Raw genomic sequence first — 15,933 nt, forward strand, 5'->3', positions numbered from 1 at the left:
GAGCACATCAAACAGTGGGTGAAGCAGCATTTCAGCAGCACAAAGGTTGACGGTGTGACGATCTACGATCTGACAAGCTCCGCTCAACCGAGGTCCGTTCCCCCTACATGGATTTGAGCCCGGCACAGCAGAGGCTGTGCCGGGCTCAAACGTTTTCGATCAGCAGGGCACGAACGGCGGGCACGGACCCCGTCCCGGAGGCGGCGGCAGTCCCGGCCCCGGCCCGAATCCCGGTCCACCCGGCCCCGGTCCGAATCCCGGTCCGCCGGGCCCACCCGGGCCACAGGGCGCTCCGGGCGGACACGGCGGAGGCGGCGCTGCCGCCGCAACCGCAGAGCCGATCGTCGCTCCACCGAACAGCGACAGTGCCAGCAGGGCCGAACCGGCGGCGGCCCGACGTTTCATCGTTCGCACAATCCACTTCCTCTCATCGTCGATCGCATACAACTCGCCGCCGCGGCAATACGTTGGGCGGCAGACGAATCGTCGCGAGACGCACTGTGCGGCCACTTTGCCGTCCCTATCGCCCAGCTATGAATCGCCACAGGAGATCTGTCGGACTTTCTCCTGCAGCTACTTCATAGGTGTGCCACAGAATCACCACAGTCGATGCATAACGCGACTTACGAGAATCTGCCGGTGCCCAGTTCCGAGGATGCCCCCGTTGAAACAACGATGGTCGCCACTGCGCGGGCCGTGATGACCCGCGCCGATGGCAGCCCGATTCGGGTGCTGGTCGTCGACGACGAACCCGGTCTGGCCGAGTTGGTGTCCATGGCGTTGCGCTACGAAGGCTGGCAGGTCTCGATCGCGGCCGACGGATCATCGGCGATCCGCCACGCCCACGAAAACCCGCCCGACGTCGTCGTCCTGGACATCATGCTGCCGGACATCGACGGACTCGAAGTACTTCGGAGACTGCGCGAGACACGGCCCGGGCTGCCACTGCTCCTGCTGACCGCCAAGGAGTCACTCGAAGACCGCATCGCTGGGCTCGCCGCCGGCGGCGACGATTACGTCACCAAGCCTTTCAGCGTCGAAGAACTGGTGCTGCGGTTGCGTGCGCTCATGCGGCGCACCGGCGTCTCCGACGACACCGGGGCATCGAAACTCGCCGTCGGCGACCTGGTGCTGGACGAGGACAGCCACGAGGTCTTCCGAGGCGGGGACGAAATTATTTTGACAGCAACAGAATTCGAATTGCTTCGATACCTGATGCACAACTCCAGGCGGGTGCTGACCAAGTCACAGATCCTGAGCCACGTGTGGAACTACGACTTCGACGGGCGTTCCAATGTCATCGAGTTGTACATCTCCTACCTGCGCCGCAAGATCGACGCAGGCCGCACACCGATGATCCACACGCTCCGCGGGTCCGGATATGTCCTCAAACCACCCCGCTGAGCCACGTTCACCGGTGCGGCTCCGACGCCCCCGGACGTGGTCGCTGCAAACCCGCCTGCTGCTGGTCCTGGCGGGACTGCTCACCTTTGTGTGCGTTGGCATCGGAGCCGGGACCCTGCTGGCCATGAACCATTTCCTGACCCAACAGCTGGAGCACCAGGTATTCGACGCGGGATCTCGGTCGGTGGTCTTCTACAACTTGGGCCCTCCGCCGTTCGTGCGGTTCGAAGGCCCCGGGCCGATGTTTCTCGACGGCCCCGGTCAGTCGGTCGGCACCGTAGGGGCTGTGATCACCGACGGCCACACCACAGAAGCGGCCGTGATCTCGGCCGACGGAGATCGACGGGAGCTCTCTCCCAAGGCATTCGAGCAGTTGTCCGGGATCGGGAAACAAACCCTGGTCCGCATCGACCTGGACGGACTCGGGGACTACAAGCTCGTCAGCGTCAGCGTCACCGGCGACGACGGGCAGACAGTCGTGGCGGGACTGCCGATGGCCGGCGTCACCAACACCCTGTTGTCGATGCTGGGCTTCTTCAGCGCCGTCGCGGCAACAGCGTTGATCCTGGCCACCACTGCCGGCATCGTGATCACCCGACGCCAGTTCGCACCGCTGGCGCGGGTGGCGGCCGCAGCGCACCGGGTTGCTCAGCTGGAACTCGACCGCGGGGAGGTCGCCCTGCCGACGCCCCTGGTTCCCGTCGACCCGGACAGTGCCCGCACCGAAGTCGGACAACTGGGTTCGGCCTTCAACCGGATGCTCGACCGCATCGCCGACGCGCTGGTAGTACGGCACGCCAGCGAGACACGGGTACGACAGTTCGTCGCCGAAGCCAGCCACGAACTGCGCACACCGCTGGCGTCCATCCGGGGCTACACAGAACTGGCTCGCCGCAGACTGGCCGGCTGCCCGGACGACCTGGCCCATGCGATCGAACGCGTCGACGCCGAATCAAAACGGATGACCCAACTGGTCGAGGACATGCTGTTGTTGGCGCGGATGGATTCCGGACGCCCGCTCGACTTCGAACCTGTCGACCTGTCCGAGCTCGCCGTCGATGCCGTGAGCGACGCCCACATCGCGGGGCCCGTTCATCGTTGGTCGGTCAATGTGCCCGACCAGCCGGTGCTGGTCGCCGGAGATCGGCTCCGGCTACACCAGATGCTGGCGAACCTGCTCACAAATGCCCGGGTGCACACACCCCCGGGCACCCGGGTCAACACCGCCCTGCGCCGAAACGGAGATGACCAGGTGGTCTTGACGGTTACCGACAAAGGGCCGGGCATCCCGCAGGATCAACAACCGGAGATATTCGAACGCTTCGCCCGCGGCGACTCGTCCCGGTCCCGGCGCGCCGGGAGCACGGGCCTGGGCTTGGCCATCGTGCGGGCACTCGTCAAGGCCCACGACGGCACGATCGAGGTTCGTAGCATTCCTGGCGAAACAGCGTTCGTCATAACGCTTCCCGCGATCCTGCCGGACTAGTCACCACTGCGGATGCGGCGCGCCGTCGTACGCGCCGCACCCGCAGGGTCGCTAGCGGGGGCCGGGACCGCCGGGATGGCCCGGGGTGGGTGCGGGAGCGCCGGGCCCCGGAGGCGGGCACGGCTGCAGCGGTGCACACGGGGCCGGGACGGGGCCCGGTCCGGGCGGCGGGGGCGGCGCGGCGTTCGCCACCCCGCTGAATCCCAGTGCGGCCAGTGACATTCCACCGACGATTGCGACTCCGCCGAGCAGGCGGCGCGGATGCGACTTCATTCTCATTCCTTTCCGTGCGCGGATCCTGATTGACACCTCGTGCACCGCAGTAACTTTGGTGCACGACAATCTCGTCACCGCAACGGAAACATTACATTCAGCACACTATGGAGACCCTGTGCGCAAACTATGCTAAGCATTAGAATCACGCTATTTGCAATATCTTTGGTGCAAATAGCGCTTCTCATAGCTACCGCATTGCTCGCTGACAGCGAATGCTCATGCACTCGCTCACTCGTCCTTCCAGTGCACCCGCCGTCAGTGCCGCCTCAATGGTGGCGGTCACTGGCGCGTCGTCGATAGGCCCCATGGCCGGTAGCACTGCGAGAAGCACCAGCAGAGAGGATCTCGCGGAAATCACGCGATTCTGGCGACCTACCGGTAGTCGTACGACCAGTACGCCGAGCAGTACTCCGGCAGATCGGTCACCACCGGACGGTCAGCTCGCGACCGCGAGAGATTGAACAGATACCACGGGTCCGATTCCGGGTCATCGGATCGCACGCAGGCGCGGATGTGCTCGGGTAACCGGTGCAGCGCAGGGTCGATGTCCGACGACAGCCGGGACAGGTATTCGGCGTCGAGTTGACCGTTCTGCTGGAACCGGTCGATGTTCCGATCGGCCACGAGCCGCTCGGGATTGAGCGCCGCCAACCCCAGCAGCGCCACCACACCGGCGACCAGCACCGCATGCGGCAGCCACCGGCCCGACATCCGCACTCCCGTCTCGGCGACGAGCAGAAAGACCACGCCCAGCCACAGCTCGATCGTCACCACCATCAGCCGATCAGTGCTGAAGCCGTACGCCTGCTGGTACAGCCACATCCGGTGAATGGCTGAGATCACCACGACAACCGATGTGGCGCAGAGTATTCCGACCAGTACCCGCAGCAGGCGACGGTCGGCCGCGTCGGCCCGGCCTGCCACCCTGATCACCACCCCGAGCACCAGCAGGGTCAGCGCCGAGACCCACAGCAGCTGCCAGAAGCCCTGCCGGGCATATTCGGCGTAGGTCAGCCCTTCGGTTTCCAGCACATGGGTGTGACCGCCGAACAGCACCGCGGCCTGCACCACCACGAACGCCAGGAACAGCGCGTCGAGCACGCCCAGCGGCAGCGCCCACTCCCAGCGGGGCACCGCCTTCATCGGCGCGGGCGCCAGGACATCGAGCCGCGGTGGGAATCGGGTCAGGTAGGCACCGCTGAGGACGAAGGACGCCACGATCCCGAAAACCACGACCCGCGCGATGGCGTCGACGCCATCGAAGGTCGGTACCAGGTTGCCGACCAGATGCGCGAAGGCCGCGTCCGCCGAAGCGAACAACGCACCGAACACGAAAGCCAGCAGCACGGTGAGACCGATGACGACGGCGACGCGACCCGGGTTGGCGACACCCACCCGGCTCGGCAATCCACGTCGCACCCACCCGCTCACCCGGGCCGGCAGGGCCCACGCCAGAAACGGCGCGCTGAACACCGCGGTCCAGGTCCGCCCGCCGAAAAGCGGGCACCAGCCGACGATCCAGGCCGCCATGATGCACAGCACACCCAGCCAATCGGCCGCCAGCAGCGCGGGTACCGCCAACAACGCCATGGTCAACGCCATCCCAGCCCACTCCGTGCGGGTCGGTCGGCGCTCGGCAGTGCCGAACACCACGACGAAAACCATGATCCCGACCACGAGGTAGCCGATGCTGAGCACGGACGGCCGCCACACCGCCGTCCCCACCAAACCTGCGGCGACGGCGAGGATCAGCGGTCGGCATGGCGCCGACGACAGCGGCTCGATCGGCCATACCCGCCCTGGCCACACCGTCCACCCGGGCTCGCCCGAGCTCGGCAGCGCCGGACCGATCAGCGGCGGTATCGCCGGTTGTCCCGGATATCGTGGAGCTTCAGGAACTCCTGGAACCACAGTCGTCATGGCAACCTCTCCCCCGTCGTCGATTCGGGAATGCCGACCTTGATCCGGCATCCCGCCCCGGTATCCATCACTTCGATTACCCCGCCGTGCAATTCGACTGCCCACCGCGCGATCGCCAGCCCCAGGCCCGTGCCACCGTCAGAGGTCGCACCGCGGGTGAACCGCTGGAAGACGCGCTCACGCTCGACGGCCGCGATACCCGGGCCCTGATCCGCCACTTCGAGCCGCAGGCCCGACACCTGACGAGTGGCCAGGACCATCACCCGGCCACCGGTCGGACTGTGCCGAATTGCGTTGTCCACCAGATTGACCACCACCTGCCGTAGCCGTGCCGGGTCGGCGACGGCCTTCAAGTCGGGCGGTGACACCCTGATGACGACCGGTATGTCGCTCGCCGACACAGCGACGTGTTCGACGGCGTCGCGCAGAAACTCACCGACGTCGAACCGACTGATCTGCAACGGAATCGCCCCGCCTTCGATACGGGACAGATCGAGTAGGTTGCTCACCAGCTCACCGAGGCGCTCGGTCTGAGACAGCGCGATCCGCATGGTCTGGGCGTCGGGCTCGACCACGCCGTCTACCACGTTCTCCAACACCGCCTGCAGTGCCGTGATGGGCGTGCGCAATTCGTGAGACACATTGCCGATCAGGCCGCGCCGGTACTCGTCGGCAGCCTCGAGATCGGCCGCCATCTGATTGAACGCGGCTGCCAATTGACCGATTTCGTCTCGGGAGGTGGCGCGCACCCGGATGCTGTAGTCACCGCGGGCCATCGCGCGTGCTGCCGCCGTCATCTGCCGCAGCGGCGAGGTCATCCCGTGCGCCAGGAACTGCGTCAAGATCAACGAAGTGGCGAGTGCGGCAAGCAACGCGTACCGGAACTGCCAGCTGGCGCCGACCCAGAAGGTGAACGAGGCCAGCAGGATCGCCCCGCCCACCAGCAGGCCGGTCTTGACCTTGAACGATGCGAATGGATCGAGCGGTCGAGGCAGCCGGTCCCACAGCGCGGTCACCCGGTCGGCGAAGCTCACCGCGGGACCTCCAGGGCGTAGCCCACGCCGTGCACCGTCCGGATCAGCTCGGATCCGAGCTTGCGGCGCAGTGCCTTGACATGGCTGTCCACGGTGCGGGTCTCCACCCCGGCGGCCCAACCCCACACGTGCTCCAGCAGGGTCTCGCGGGCCACCGCAGCCCTGGGCCGGCCGGCCAGGAACACGAGCAGATCGAATTCGGTTCGGGTGAGGTGGATCTCCCGGTCGCCCTCATGGACCCGACGCTCGCTCAGCTCGATGCGATAGTCGCCCACCGACAGCGGCTGGTCGCCGTTCGCCCGGTCCACCCGGCGCAACAGCACCCGCACCCGGGCCACGAGTTCGCGCATGCTGAACGGCTTGGTCAGGTAGTCGTCGGCACCGATACCGAGGCCGATGAGCATGTCGGTCTCGTCGGTGCGGGCAGTCAGCATCAGCACCGGCACGGGAAGCTGCGCCTGAATACGCCGGCACACTTCCAGACCGTCGAAGCCGGGCAGCATCACGTCGAGGACCACAAGATCAGGCGACGTTGCCAGCGCGGTTTCCACCGCCGACGGCCCGTCGACCGCCGTCTCCACCTCGAAAGCCTCGGCACGCAGTCGGGTCGCCACCGCGGCCAGGATGGTCGGCTCGTCGTCGACCACCAGGATTCGCTTCACGAACCCGACTCTAGGTGCAGGTTGTGGTGGTCACGGGCAGTGTTTGTGAAGATCCTGTGGAGACCGTCGCGAATTTGCTGTGGTCGGGTGTCGGGCGTTCTGGTTAGGCTGGCCGGGGTCAGTACGCATGTGGAGGGGCGGCGGTTGGATCAGCAAACGGTGTGGTCCACCGACGAGGTGCGTCAGTTTGCCGGGAAGGCGTACGCAGCGGGCCAGAAACTCGCAGGCGCGGCCGGTTGGTCCGGCACCGGTGCCACCCAGACCTTGGTGTGGGGCGACTTCCAGGGCAGCTGGCGTACCCCGTATCGCGTGCAGGTCAACCTGGTGGGCCCTACGTACAAATGCTCGTGCCCGTCGCGGCAATTTCCCTGCAAACACGTGGTCGGTCTGGTGCTGCGCTGGTGTGGCGGCAGCGTCGACGCCTCGTCGGAGGCTCCAGCGGGCCTCGTCGCGGCTCCCGCGGCTCCCGCAGCCCCGAAAGCGCCGCGTGAGGTCAGCGAGAAGGCCATCGCGGCACGCGAGCACAGCGTCAGCGAGGGCCTGGAGCAGCTCCAGCGGTGGATCGACGATCAGGTCCGCAACGGCATCGCCGGCATCAGCGCCGATCCGTACGCCGGATGGAGCGAGCCGATCGCCAAACGGATGGTCGACGCCAAGGCCCCCGGCCTGGCGCGCTGGTTGCGCAGCCTGCCCGGCCATCTCACCCACGACGAGTGGCCGCGGTTGATCATCGAGGATCTCGGGCTGATCCGGCTGCTGATCGACGCCTACCGCACGATCGACGCGCTGTCGGTGGAGACCGCGGCCGCGGTGCGCCGCCACATCGGATTCACGGTGCCGCGGGCCGAGGTGCTGGCCACCGAACCGGTCAACGACACCTGGCAGGTACTGGGCTACGCCGAGACCTTGGAGGATCGCTACACCACCCGGCGAATGTGGTTGAGCGGCACCGCCACCGGGCTCCTGGTTAACGTGCAGTCCACCGCGCCGAGCGGGGCGAGCTTCGACAACCGGCTCACCCCCGGGCGGGAGTTCACCGGCGGCGTGTACCCGTATCCCGGCGGCCCGTCGAGCTTCCGGGTCGCAATCCCCGACGGCGACGTGCCGACCGAGCCCATCGGGCAACTCGCGGTCGCCGGCACCGGGATCGATTCGGCGCTGGCCGGGCGGGCCCGCGCTCTGACGGTCGACCCGTGGTTGCTCCGGTACCCCGCGATCGTCGCCGCCCGGCCCGTAGAGCTCAGCAGGCCCAAGCGCCGCTACCTGGTCGACGCCTCGGGCAACGCGATGCCGGCGATCTGCGACGACGCCCGCTGGGCTCGACTGCAGGCCGGAAGCGGCGGCCGATTACTGCCGCTGCTGACGGAGATCACCACGGATGGGATCGATCCGCTGTCGATGTTGAGCGACGCGCCGCCATCGCGTCTGGCCGGACCGGCGGTGACCGCGCTGTGACCGCGCTGTGACCGCGCTGTGACCGCGCTGTGAGCGACTACCAACGGATGATCTCCGCCGCCACCGTCGGATTCGGTGCGAAACCCTTACCCGACAGCACATTCGATGTTCCGGTCGACGGCAGCGTTACGGCGGTGCACGACGCCGGCGACCCGGTCGGGTCGGTGCTACGGGTGGCCGGCCTCTACGCCGTCGCCCGGCGGGCCGGGCAGTTGCCGACGTCCGTCGAGACAGGCTCCGATCCGGCACCACCGGAAACCCGGCCGCTCATCACCGCTGCGCACGCCTTTCTCATCGAGCGGGCGCTGACGATCCGTCCCATCCTCGACGGCGTCCTGGCCGACATTGCGGCGGCAGGCCTCCGCCTCCCGCCGCGGCTCATCCCCGAGCTGTTGCGGATCCAGCAGATCGGCGTTGTGACACAGGAACTCTGGGTGGCGATCGGCAACGGTGGCCAGTGGTACGCCGTCGAACACTACGGCCGCGGACATCGCGCGCTGCGCGACGTTCTGGAGGCCCGGCCTACCGAGTGGCCCAAGGAAACCGGCTACACCCACGGCGACACCGCCAAACGCCTCGACTGGCTCGCCGCCGCGCGCGGACTCGACCCGGACCGGATGAAAGCCCGTGCCGCCCGTATCTTCTCGGTCAAGAAGGCGTTGCTCGGGGTGAAGGTCTCCGTCCATCCGCTACCCGGGCCCGACGCCGCCGCGGTTCGGGACGGGCTGAGCACCACCAAACCCGAAGCCGTCGTCGCACGCACGCCGATCGGGTTCTGGAGCGAGGTCTTCGGCGCGGTGGCACCGGAGAAGGTGGCTCGTGCGCTGTCCGACTCCGATCAGGCGGTGCTGGCCGCGCTGACGCTCAGCGCGCTGTGGGGTAACGACCCCACCTGGGCCGTGCCGCTGTTACAGCGTTGTCTGCCCGCCGATTACGCCACCTGCTACGACCCGTCCACCGCCCACCCGGCCATATCCGCCGAGATGATCCGCGCGCTCACCAACATCGCGGAGGCCGCACCGCTGGGGCGCGTCGTCGCGGGCCTGCCGCGACCGTTCGCCCCCGATGTCGCCGCAGCGCTGTTCGGATCCCTGGCCGGGGCCGGCTGGGGCACGGCACGCCAACGCCGCGAGGCCGCTGCACATCTGGCGGCCGGGTATCCACTGGACTGGCTGCGGCGCATCGCGACTCTCGTCGACCACACCGCAGACGAGGAACTGCACAAGTTCTACGCCACCGTTTTCGAGCTGCTCACCCTGCGATCCGACATTGCAAAGGAACTGTCCGATGACTGAAGCGACCCTGCTGCGTCCGCATGCCGAGCAGCTGTTCGCCGCGGAACTCGCGGCCCTGCGCGCCGCAGATGACAAGCCCGCGCCGCCGAACTGGTTGATGTCGCCGCACGCCGTCGTTCGTTATCTGCTCGGTGGGGAAACCGTTGACGGAGTGGAGATCACCCCGAAGTACATCGGCCCCCGGCGAATCGTCGAGGTGGCCGTGGCGACACTGGCCACCGACCGGGCGCTGCTGCTGCTCGGCGTGCCCGGTACCGCCAAGACCTGGGTGTCGGAACATCTGGCCGCAGCGGTGACCGGGGATTCGACGCTGCTGGTGCAGGGCACCGCGGGCACCGTCGAGGAAGCCGTGCGATACGGCTGGAACTACGCCCGGCTGATCGCCGAGGGCCCGTCACAGCAGGCCCTGGTCCCGTCACCGATCATGACCGCGATGCGCGACGGCAAGATCGCCCGCCTCGAAGAGCTGACCCGTATCCCGTCGGAGGTGCAGGACGCGCTCATCACGGTGCTGTCCGAAAAGACCTTGCCCATACCCGAACTCGGTAGCGAGGTACAGGCGACGCAGGGGTTCAACGTGATCGCGACGGCCAACGACCGCGACCGCGGCGTCAACGACCTGTCGTCGGCGTTGCGCCGCCGGTTCAACACCGTGGTCCTTCCGCTGCCTGCGAGCCTCGACGACGAGGTGGAGATCGTGACGCGCCGGGTGGCCGACATCAGCGGGTCACTGCAGCTGCCCGAGGTACCGACATCGGCCGACGAAATCCGCCGGGTCGTCACGGTCTTCCGGGAACTGCGCTCGGGGCTGACCGCCGACGGCCGCAACAAGCTCAAGCAGCCGTCGGGCACCCTGTCCACCGCCGAGGCGATCTCGGTGGTCACCCAGGGCATCGCGATGTCGGCACACTTCGGCGACGGAGTGCTCCGGCCGACCGACACCGCAGCCGGCATCGTCGGCGCGGTCGTGAAGGTTCCGGTCAACGACGCAGTGGTATGGCTGGAATACCTCGAGGCAGTGGTGCGCGAACGCGACGGCTGGGCCGACTTCTACCGGGCATCGCGGGACGTCCTGCACTCGTGACCACCCACGTCCTGGGTATCCGGCACCACGGTCCCGGATCCGCGCGTGCCGTGGTGTCCGAGCTGGACCGCATCCAGCCGGACATTGTGGTGATCGAAGGGCCGGCCGACGCGGACCGGCTCACCACCGACGTGGATGACACCGACATGGTGCCACCGGTGGCCATCATGGCCTACGCGGTCGATGACCCCGCGGTGTCGGCGTTCTGGCCGTTCGGCGGCTTCTCCCCCGAGTGGCAGGCTCTGCTGTGGGCCGCCCGCCACCGGGTGCCGGTACGGTTCTGCGATCTGCCCGCCGCCACTGTGCTGGCACAGCGCGATCAGCGGCACGCGGACGTATCGCGAGTTCGGGTCGACCCGATAGCGGCACTCGCCGACGCCGCGGGGTATGACGATCCCGAACGCTGGTGGGACGATGTGGTCGAATCCCGCACGGACGGAACTGGATTCGAGGCGATCATCGAGGCCATGCAGACGGTGCGGGAGCTCGAACCCGACGATGACGACCCCATCGAGCAGCAGCGCGAAGCACACATGCGTCAGGTGATCCGCAAAGCCGTCAAGGAATTCTCGACGGTGGCCGTGATCTGCGGGGCCTGGCACACTCCCGCATTGGCTGGGACACTGCCCCCGGCAAGCGCCGATTCGGCACTGCTGCGCGGCCTGCCCAAGGCCAAGTCAGCGACGGTGTGGGTGCCGTGGACGCATTCGCGGCTGGCCGCGGCGTCGGGTTATGGCGCCGGTATCCGCTCGCCCGGCTGGTATCAGCACGCGTTCCTGGAGCGGGAACGTCCGGTGGAAACCTGGCTCACGCTGGCGGCCAGGGCATTACGCGACCACGACATCTTCGTCTCCTCGGCCCACGTCATCGAAGGAGTCCGGCTGGCCAACGCGCTGGCCGCGATGCGGGGCCGGGCCCATCCCGGGTTGAGTGAGGTCAACGAGGCCACCGAATCCGTGCTGTGCGAAGGATCCGACACCCGATTCGGACTGATCGTGCGCGAGCTGGTGATCGGGGAGCGGCTGGGCGGCATTCCCGAACATCTGCCGATGGTGCCGCTGCTCGCCGACATCACCAAGCAACAGAAGTCATTGCGCCTCAAACCCGACGCAGGTGCCAAGCAGGTCACCCTCGACCTGCGCAAGCCGAACGACCTCGCGAAGTCCCATCTGCTGCATCGGCTCGCCGTGCTCGACATTCCGTGGGGCGAACCCGAGCTGACCACCGGGCAGGGCACGTTCAAGGAAGCCTGGACCCTGCAGTGGCAACCTGAGTTCGCCGTGAAGGTCGTGGTGTCGTCGGTATGGGGCAACACGGTGTACCGCGCCTGCAAGGCCAAACTGGCCGATACCGCCGAGACCGCTACGCATCTGGGACAGGTCACCGCGGCGATCGAGGCCGCTCTGCTCGGTGGGGTCGACGAAGCAGTCCCGCAACTGCTCGCGATCCTGGAGAACAAGGCCGCCGTCGACCGGGACCTCACCGAGCTCATGGCGGCCCTGCCTGCGCTGGCCCGGTCATTGCGCTACGGCGATGTGCGCCGCACCGACGCGGGTGCGCTCGGTGTGGTCACCACGTCGCTGCTGCGCCGCGTCAACGTCGGCCTGCCCTCGACGCTGACCGGGCTCGGCCCGGACGCGGCCGCCGAGATGCTCGCGCACGTCAACGCGGTCACCGACACCGTCGACCTGCTCGATGCCGACATCCGCGGGGAGTGGCTGGCCACGATCGCGCGTCTGGCCGATCGCGACGATCTGCACGGCAGCCTGGTCGGCCGTTTCGTCCGCATCGGCGTCGACGGAGCGGTGTTCACCACCAGCGAAGCAGCGCGACGCATGCGCCGCGCCTTGAGCATCGGGGCACCAGCCGACGAGAAGTCGGCCTGGATCGAGGGTTTTCTGTCCGGCAGCGGGCTGCTGCTGGTGCATGACACCGAACTGCTTTCTGTTATCGACGAATGGCTGACCGTTTTGACGGCAACGGAGTTCACTGACGTATTGCCGGTGGTGCGTCGGACCTTCAGCACCTTCGACGCGGGCATCAAACGCAACATCGGGCATGCGGTGGCCACGGCAGGCACCGCTGTCCACACCGAATTCGCCATCGACGCCGAACGCGCCCGCCCCGCGGTGATCGCGGCGGCGGCCATCTTCGCACGAGGTATCGCCCATGACTGACGAGACCATCTCCGACGAACGGGACCGCCGGTGGCGGCTGGTGCTGGGGTCGGACGCGGAGTCACTGCCGAGCCTGCAAGGCGGTGATGTCGACATGGACAAAGCGCTGTCGGCGCTCTATGACCGCAAAGGGGGACTCGGCGGTTCGGCTCCATCGGTGGCGCGTTGGCTGGGTGATATACGAAAGTACTTCCCCAGCACGGTGGTTCAGGTGATGCAGCAGGATGCCATCGAACGGCTCAACCTGCGCATGCTGCTGCTCGAACCGGAGATGATGGACAGCGTCGTACCGGACCTGTCATTGGCCACGACGCTCATCACGCTGGGGCAGGCCATTCCCGACGAATCCAAGGCGTCGGCCCGGGCCCTGGTGCGCAAGGTCGTCGAGGACATCGAGCGGCGCATCGCCGGCGGCACCCGGGCCACGCTGCGCGGGGCGCTGTCCCGCAATGCCCGCACCAGCCGTCCGCTGGCGTCCGACATCGACTGGAACCGCACCATCGCGCGCAACCTGAAAACGTTTCAGCCCGAACTGAACACGATCATCCCCGAACGGCTGGTCGGGTTCCGTCGGGCCGGCCGCTCGGTGACCAAGGACATCGTGCTGGCCATCGACCAGTCCGGGTCGATGGCCGAATCGATTGTGTACTCCGCGGTTTTCGGCGCGGTGATCGCCTCGATGCGGTCGCTGCGCACGTCGCTCGTGGTGTTCGATACCGAAGTTGTCGACCTCACCGACCTGCTCGACGACCCCGTCGACGTGCTGTTCGGCACTCAACTCGGCGGCGGCACCGACATCAACCGGGCCATCGCGTACTGCCAGACCCTGATCAGCCGCCCGGTCGACAGCATCTTCGTCCTGATCTCCGACCTCTACGAGGGCGGTGTCCGCGACGAGATGCTCGCCCGCGTCAGACAACTCGTCGACGCGGGCGTCCAGATGGTGGTGCTGCTGGCGTTGTCCGATTCGGGCGCACCGTCGTTCGACCGGGAGATCGCCGCCGATCTGGCCGCCATGGAGATCCCGGCGTTCGCCTGCACGCCCGACGCGTTTCCCGAGCTGCTGGCCCTGGCCATCAACAAGGGCGACATCCGCGGTTGGGCGGACCGAACCGGCCTCGCCCAGCGCGGGATGGACGCGCCCTAGGCCCGCTGGCTGGAAACCGAGATGACCTCGCCGGTGAGGTAGCTCGAGTAGTCGCTGGCCAGGTACGCGATGGTGGTGGCGATCTCCCAGGGTTCGGCCGCGCGACCGAACGCCTCATCCGAGGACAGCCGGTCCAGCAGGGCCGCATCGGCCGACTTCTCCAGGAACTTGTGCCGCGCGATGCTCGGCGACACCGCGTTGATCCGGACCCCGTGCTCGACGGCTTCGATGGCGCTGCACCGGGTCAGCGCCATCACACCGGCCTTGGCGGCGGCGTAATGGGACTGAGAATGCTGCGCGCGCCAGCCGAGGACACTGGCGTTGTTGACAATCACTCCACCGTGCTCGACGTCGCGGAAGTAGCGCAAGGCCGCGCGGGTCGCCCGCATCACCGAGGTCAGCGTGACGTTGAGGACGCGGTCCCACTCGTCGTCGGTCATGTCGACCAGCGGGGTTTCGCCCCCCAGACCGGCATTGTTGACCAGCACGTCCAGGCGGCCCATCTTTTCGACCGACCGGGCGATCAGCGCGTCGACCGCCTCGGTGGAGGTGACGTCGCAGACCACAGCCTCGACCCGACCCAGGCCGAGCTCGGCCAGCTGGTCGCGGGTCTCGTTCAACCGGCGCTCGTGGTAGTCGGACACCACTACGTCGGCACCCTCGAGCAGCGCACGCCGCGCGGTGGACGAGCCGATGCCGGTGCCCGCGGCGGCGGTGACCAGGACGACCTTGCCCGCCAAGAGGCCGTGGCCCTCAACCTCGTTCGGAGCGATGGACAGATCGGTCATCAGTCTTCTCCTATGGTCTTCGCACGAGCGCTCATCCGCGAGCCTCTCGGGGTAGGCCGAGCACCCGCTCGGCGATGATGTTGCGCTGGATTTCGTTGGACCCGCCGTAGATGGTGTCCGAACGGGAGAACAAGTACAGCCGCTGCCACTCGTCGAACTCGCCCCCGGGCAGCGTCAGCCCGGCCGTGCCCTGCACGTCCATGGCGATCTCGCCGAGCTCGCGATGCCAGTTGGCCCACAACAGCTTCGACACGTTGTCTTGGCCAGGTTGTTCGACATCCATGGTGGCCAGGGAGTAGGACCGCATGGCCTGCAGGCCGGTCCACGACTCGGTCAGCCGCTGGCGGATCAGCGGGTCGTCGGCCGCACCGGTGCGCTTGGCCAGCTCGACGAGGTTGGAATGCTCACGCGCGTAGCGGATCTGCTGACCCAGCGTGGATACCCCGCGCTCGAAGGTGAGCGTGCCCATCGCCACGCGCCAGCCGTCACCTGGCTGGCCGACGACGAGGGACGCCTCAGTGCGGGCGTCGTCGAAGAACACCTCGTTGAACTCGGAGTCTCCGGTCAGCTGGATGATCGGGCGGATCTCGGCGCCCGGCTGATCCAGCGGCACCAGCAGATAGGACAACCCGGCGTGCCGCTTGGAGCCCTTCTCGGTGCGCGCGACCACGAAGCACCACTGTGCCCAGTGTGCGAGTGACGTCCATACCTTCTGGCCGTTGATCACCCACTCGTCACCGACCAGCTCGGCCGTTGTCGCGACGTTGGCCAGGTCACTGCCGGCGTTGGGCTCGGAGTAGCCCTGGCTCCACAGCTCGGTGACGTCGAGGATCTTGGGCAGGAACCGCTGCTGCTGTTCGGGGGTGCCGTACTCGATGAGCGTCGGCCCGAGCAGTTCCTCGCCCAGGTGGTTGACCTTGTCGGGCGCGTTGGCGCGGGCGTACTCCTCATAGAAGGCGACGCGGTGCGCGACCGACAGGCCGCGGCCGCCGTGCTCCACCGGCCAGCCGAGGCAGGTCAGACCCGCCGCGGCCAGATGCTGATTCCACGCCCGTCGTTCTTCGAAGGCTTCGTGCTCACGCCCCGGTCCGCCCAGGCCCTTGAGCGCTGCGAATTCGCCTACAAGATTGTCTGCGAGCCACTGCCGGACCTCGGCCCGGAACTCCTGGACCTCTATCACCCCTGTAGGCTAACCTACCAAGCAC

General features: G+C 67.4%; 13 protein-coding genes. 7 read left to right on the forward strand and 6 right to left on the reverse strand.

Annotation, left to right across the window (positions count from 1 at the left end; translation table 11 throughout):
• The first annotated feature begins 699 nt into the window (after positions 1-699).
• Entirely contained in the window at positions 700-1,404 is a 705-nt protein-coding gene (locus HBE63_RS22185; RefSeq protein ID WP_166910071.1) for a response regulator transcription factor, read from the forward strand.
• The gene (locus HBE63_RS22190) at positions 1,382-2,890 is read left to right on the forward strand and encodes a cell wall metabolism sensor histidine kinase WalK (RefSeq protein ID WP_166906671.1); all 1,509 of its coding nucleotides are present in this window, start codon (positions 1,382-1,384) and stop codon (positions 2,888-2,890) included. Before HBE63_RS22185 ends, HBE63_RS22190 begins: the two co-directional genes overlap by 23 nt.
• Positions 2,891-2,941: 51 nt before the next feature.
• Here the strand turns inward: HBE63_RS22190 and HBE63_RS22195 are convergent, their stop codons facing one another.
• The 4 genes from HBE63_RS22195 to HBE63_RS22210 form a co-directional block, all read right to left on the reverse strand.
• A complete protein-coding gene (locus tag HBE63_RS22195) occupies positions 2,942-3,163 on the reverse strand; it encodes a hypothetical protein (RefSeq protein WP_166906672.1) in 222 nt (73 codons plus the stop codon).
• Between the two features lie 375 nt (positions 3,164-3,538).
• Positions 3,539-5,086: a DUF4153 domain-containing protein gene (locus HBE63_RS22200; RefSeq protein ID WP_166906673.1), complete on the reverse strand. Its 1,548-nt coding sequence runs from the start codon at positions 5,084-5,086 to the stop codon at positions 3,539-3,541.
• A complete protein-coding gene (locus HBE63_RS22205; protein ID WP_166910073.1) occupies positions 5,083-6,102 on the reverse strand; it encodes a HAMP domain-containing sensor histidine kinase in 1,020 nt (339 codons plus the stop codon). The genes HBE63_RS22200 and HBE63_RS22205 overlap by 4 nt, the downstream gene beginning before the upstream one ends.
• Before the next feature lie 14 nt (positions 6,103-6,116).
• Positions 6,117-6,782 carry a response regulator transcription factor gene (locus tag HBE63_RS22210; RefSeq protein WP_166906674.1) on the reverse strand — a complete coding sequence of 222 codons (666 nt, stop codon included), beginning with the start codon at positions 6,780-6,782 and terminating at the stop codon, positions 6,117-6,119.
• A 144-nt stretch (positions 6,783-6,926) separates the two neighbouring features.
• Here HBE63_RS22210 and HBE63_RS22215 point away from each other — a divergent pair, with 144 nt between their 5' ends.
• The 5 genes from HBE63_RS22215 to HBE63_RS22235 are packed head-to-tail and all read left to right on the forward strand — an operon-like array spanning position 6,927 to position 13,940.
• A complete protein-coding gene (locus HBE63_RS22215) occupies positions 6,927-8,237 on the forward strand; it encodes an SWIM zinc finger family protein (RefSeq protein ID WP_166906675.1) in 1,311 nt (436 codons plus the stop codon).
• A 29-nt stretch (positions 8,238-8,266) separates the two neighbouring features.
• Complete coding sequence (locus HBE63_RS22220) at positions 8,267-9,532, forward strand: hypothetical protein (protein ID WP_166906676.1); 1,266 nt, start codon at positions 8,267-8,269, stop codon at positions 9,530-9,532.
• Positions 9,525-10,616 (forward strand): AAA family ATPase, encoded by a 1,092-nt coding sequence (locus tag HBE63_RS22225; protein WP_166906677.1) that lies wholly within the window; start codon positions 9,525-9,527, stop codon positions 10,614-10,616. The genes HBE63_RS22220 and HBE63_RS22225 overlap by 8 nt, the downstream gene beginning before the upstream one ends.
• Positions 10,613-12,793 (forward strand): DUF5682 family protein, encoded by a 2,181-nt coding sequence (locus HBE63_RS22230; protein WP_243858218.1) that lies wholly within the window; start codon positions 10,613-10,615, stop codon positions 12,791-12,793. The genes HBE63_RS22225 and HBE63_RS22230 overlap by 4 nt, the downstream gene beginning before the upstream one ends.
• Positions 12,786-13,940, forward strand: coding sequence for a VWA domain-containing protein (locus HBE63_RS22235; RefSeq protein WP_166906678.1), 1,155 nt, complete (start codon positions 12,786-12,788; stop codon positions 13,938-13,940). Before HBE63_RS22230 ends, HBE63_RS22235 begins: the two co-directional genes overlap by 8 nt.
• Here HBE63_RS22235 and ipdF read toward each other — a convergent pair.
• On the reverse strand, positions 13,937-14,728 hold the full coding sequence (ipdF, locus tag HBE63_RS22240; RefSeq protein ID WP_166906679.1) for a (5R,7aS)-5-hydroxy-7a-methyl-1-oxo-2,3,5,6,7,7a-hexahydro-1H-indene-carboxyl-CoA reductase: 792 nt from the start codon (positions 14,726-14,728) through the stop codon (positions 13,937-13,939). The two genes, HBE63_RS22235 and ipdF, sit on opposite strands and share 4 nt — an antisense overlap.
• A 31-nt stretch (positions 14,729-14,759) precedes the next feature.
• Positions 14,760-15,908, reverse strand: a complete 1,149-nt coding sequence (gene ipdE1 / locus HBE63_RS22245; RefSeq protein WP_166906680.1) for an acyl-CoA dehydrogenase IpdE1 — start codon at positions 15,906-15,908, stop codon at positions 14,760-14,762.
• Positions 15,909-15,933 lie beyond the last annotated feature (25 nt).

This window comes from Mycobacterium sp. DL440 (assembly GCF_011745145.1).
GTDB lineage: Bacteria > Actinomycetota > Actinomycetes > Mycobacteriales > Mycobacteriaceae > Mycobacterium.

Bases quoted from the DNA above. Each gene is read 5' to 3' on its own strand.
- HBE63_RS22185 (WP_166910071.1), top strand. From the start codon at position 700: ATGACCCGCGCCGATGGCAGCCCGATTCGGGTGCTGGTCGTCGACGAC.
- HBE63_RS22190 (WP_166906671.1), top strand. From the start codon at position 1,382: ATGTCCTCAAACCACCCCGCTGAGCCACGTTCACCGGTGCGGCTCCGA.
- HBE63_RS22195 (WP_166906672.1), bottom strand. From the start codon at position 3,163: ATGAAGTCGCATCCGCGCCGCCTGCTCGGCGGAGTCGCAATCGTCGGT.
- HBE63_RS22200 (WP_166906673.1), bottom strand. From the start codon at position 5,086: ATGACGACTGTGGTTCCAGGAGTTCCTGAAGCTCCACGATATCCGGGA.
- HBE63_RS22225 (WP_166906677.1), top strand. From the start codon at position 9,525: ATGACTGAAGCGACCCTGCTGCGTCCGCATGCCGAGCAGCTGTTCGCC.
- HBE63_RS22235 (WP_166906678.1), top strand. From the start codon at position 12,786: ATGACTGACGAGACCATCTCCGACGAACGGGACCGCCGGTGGCGGCTG.
- ipdF (WP_166906679.1), bottom strand. From the start codon at position 14,728: ATGACCGATCTGTCCATCGCTCCGAACGAGGTTGAGGGCCACGGCCTC.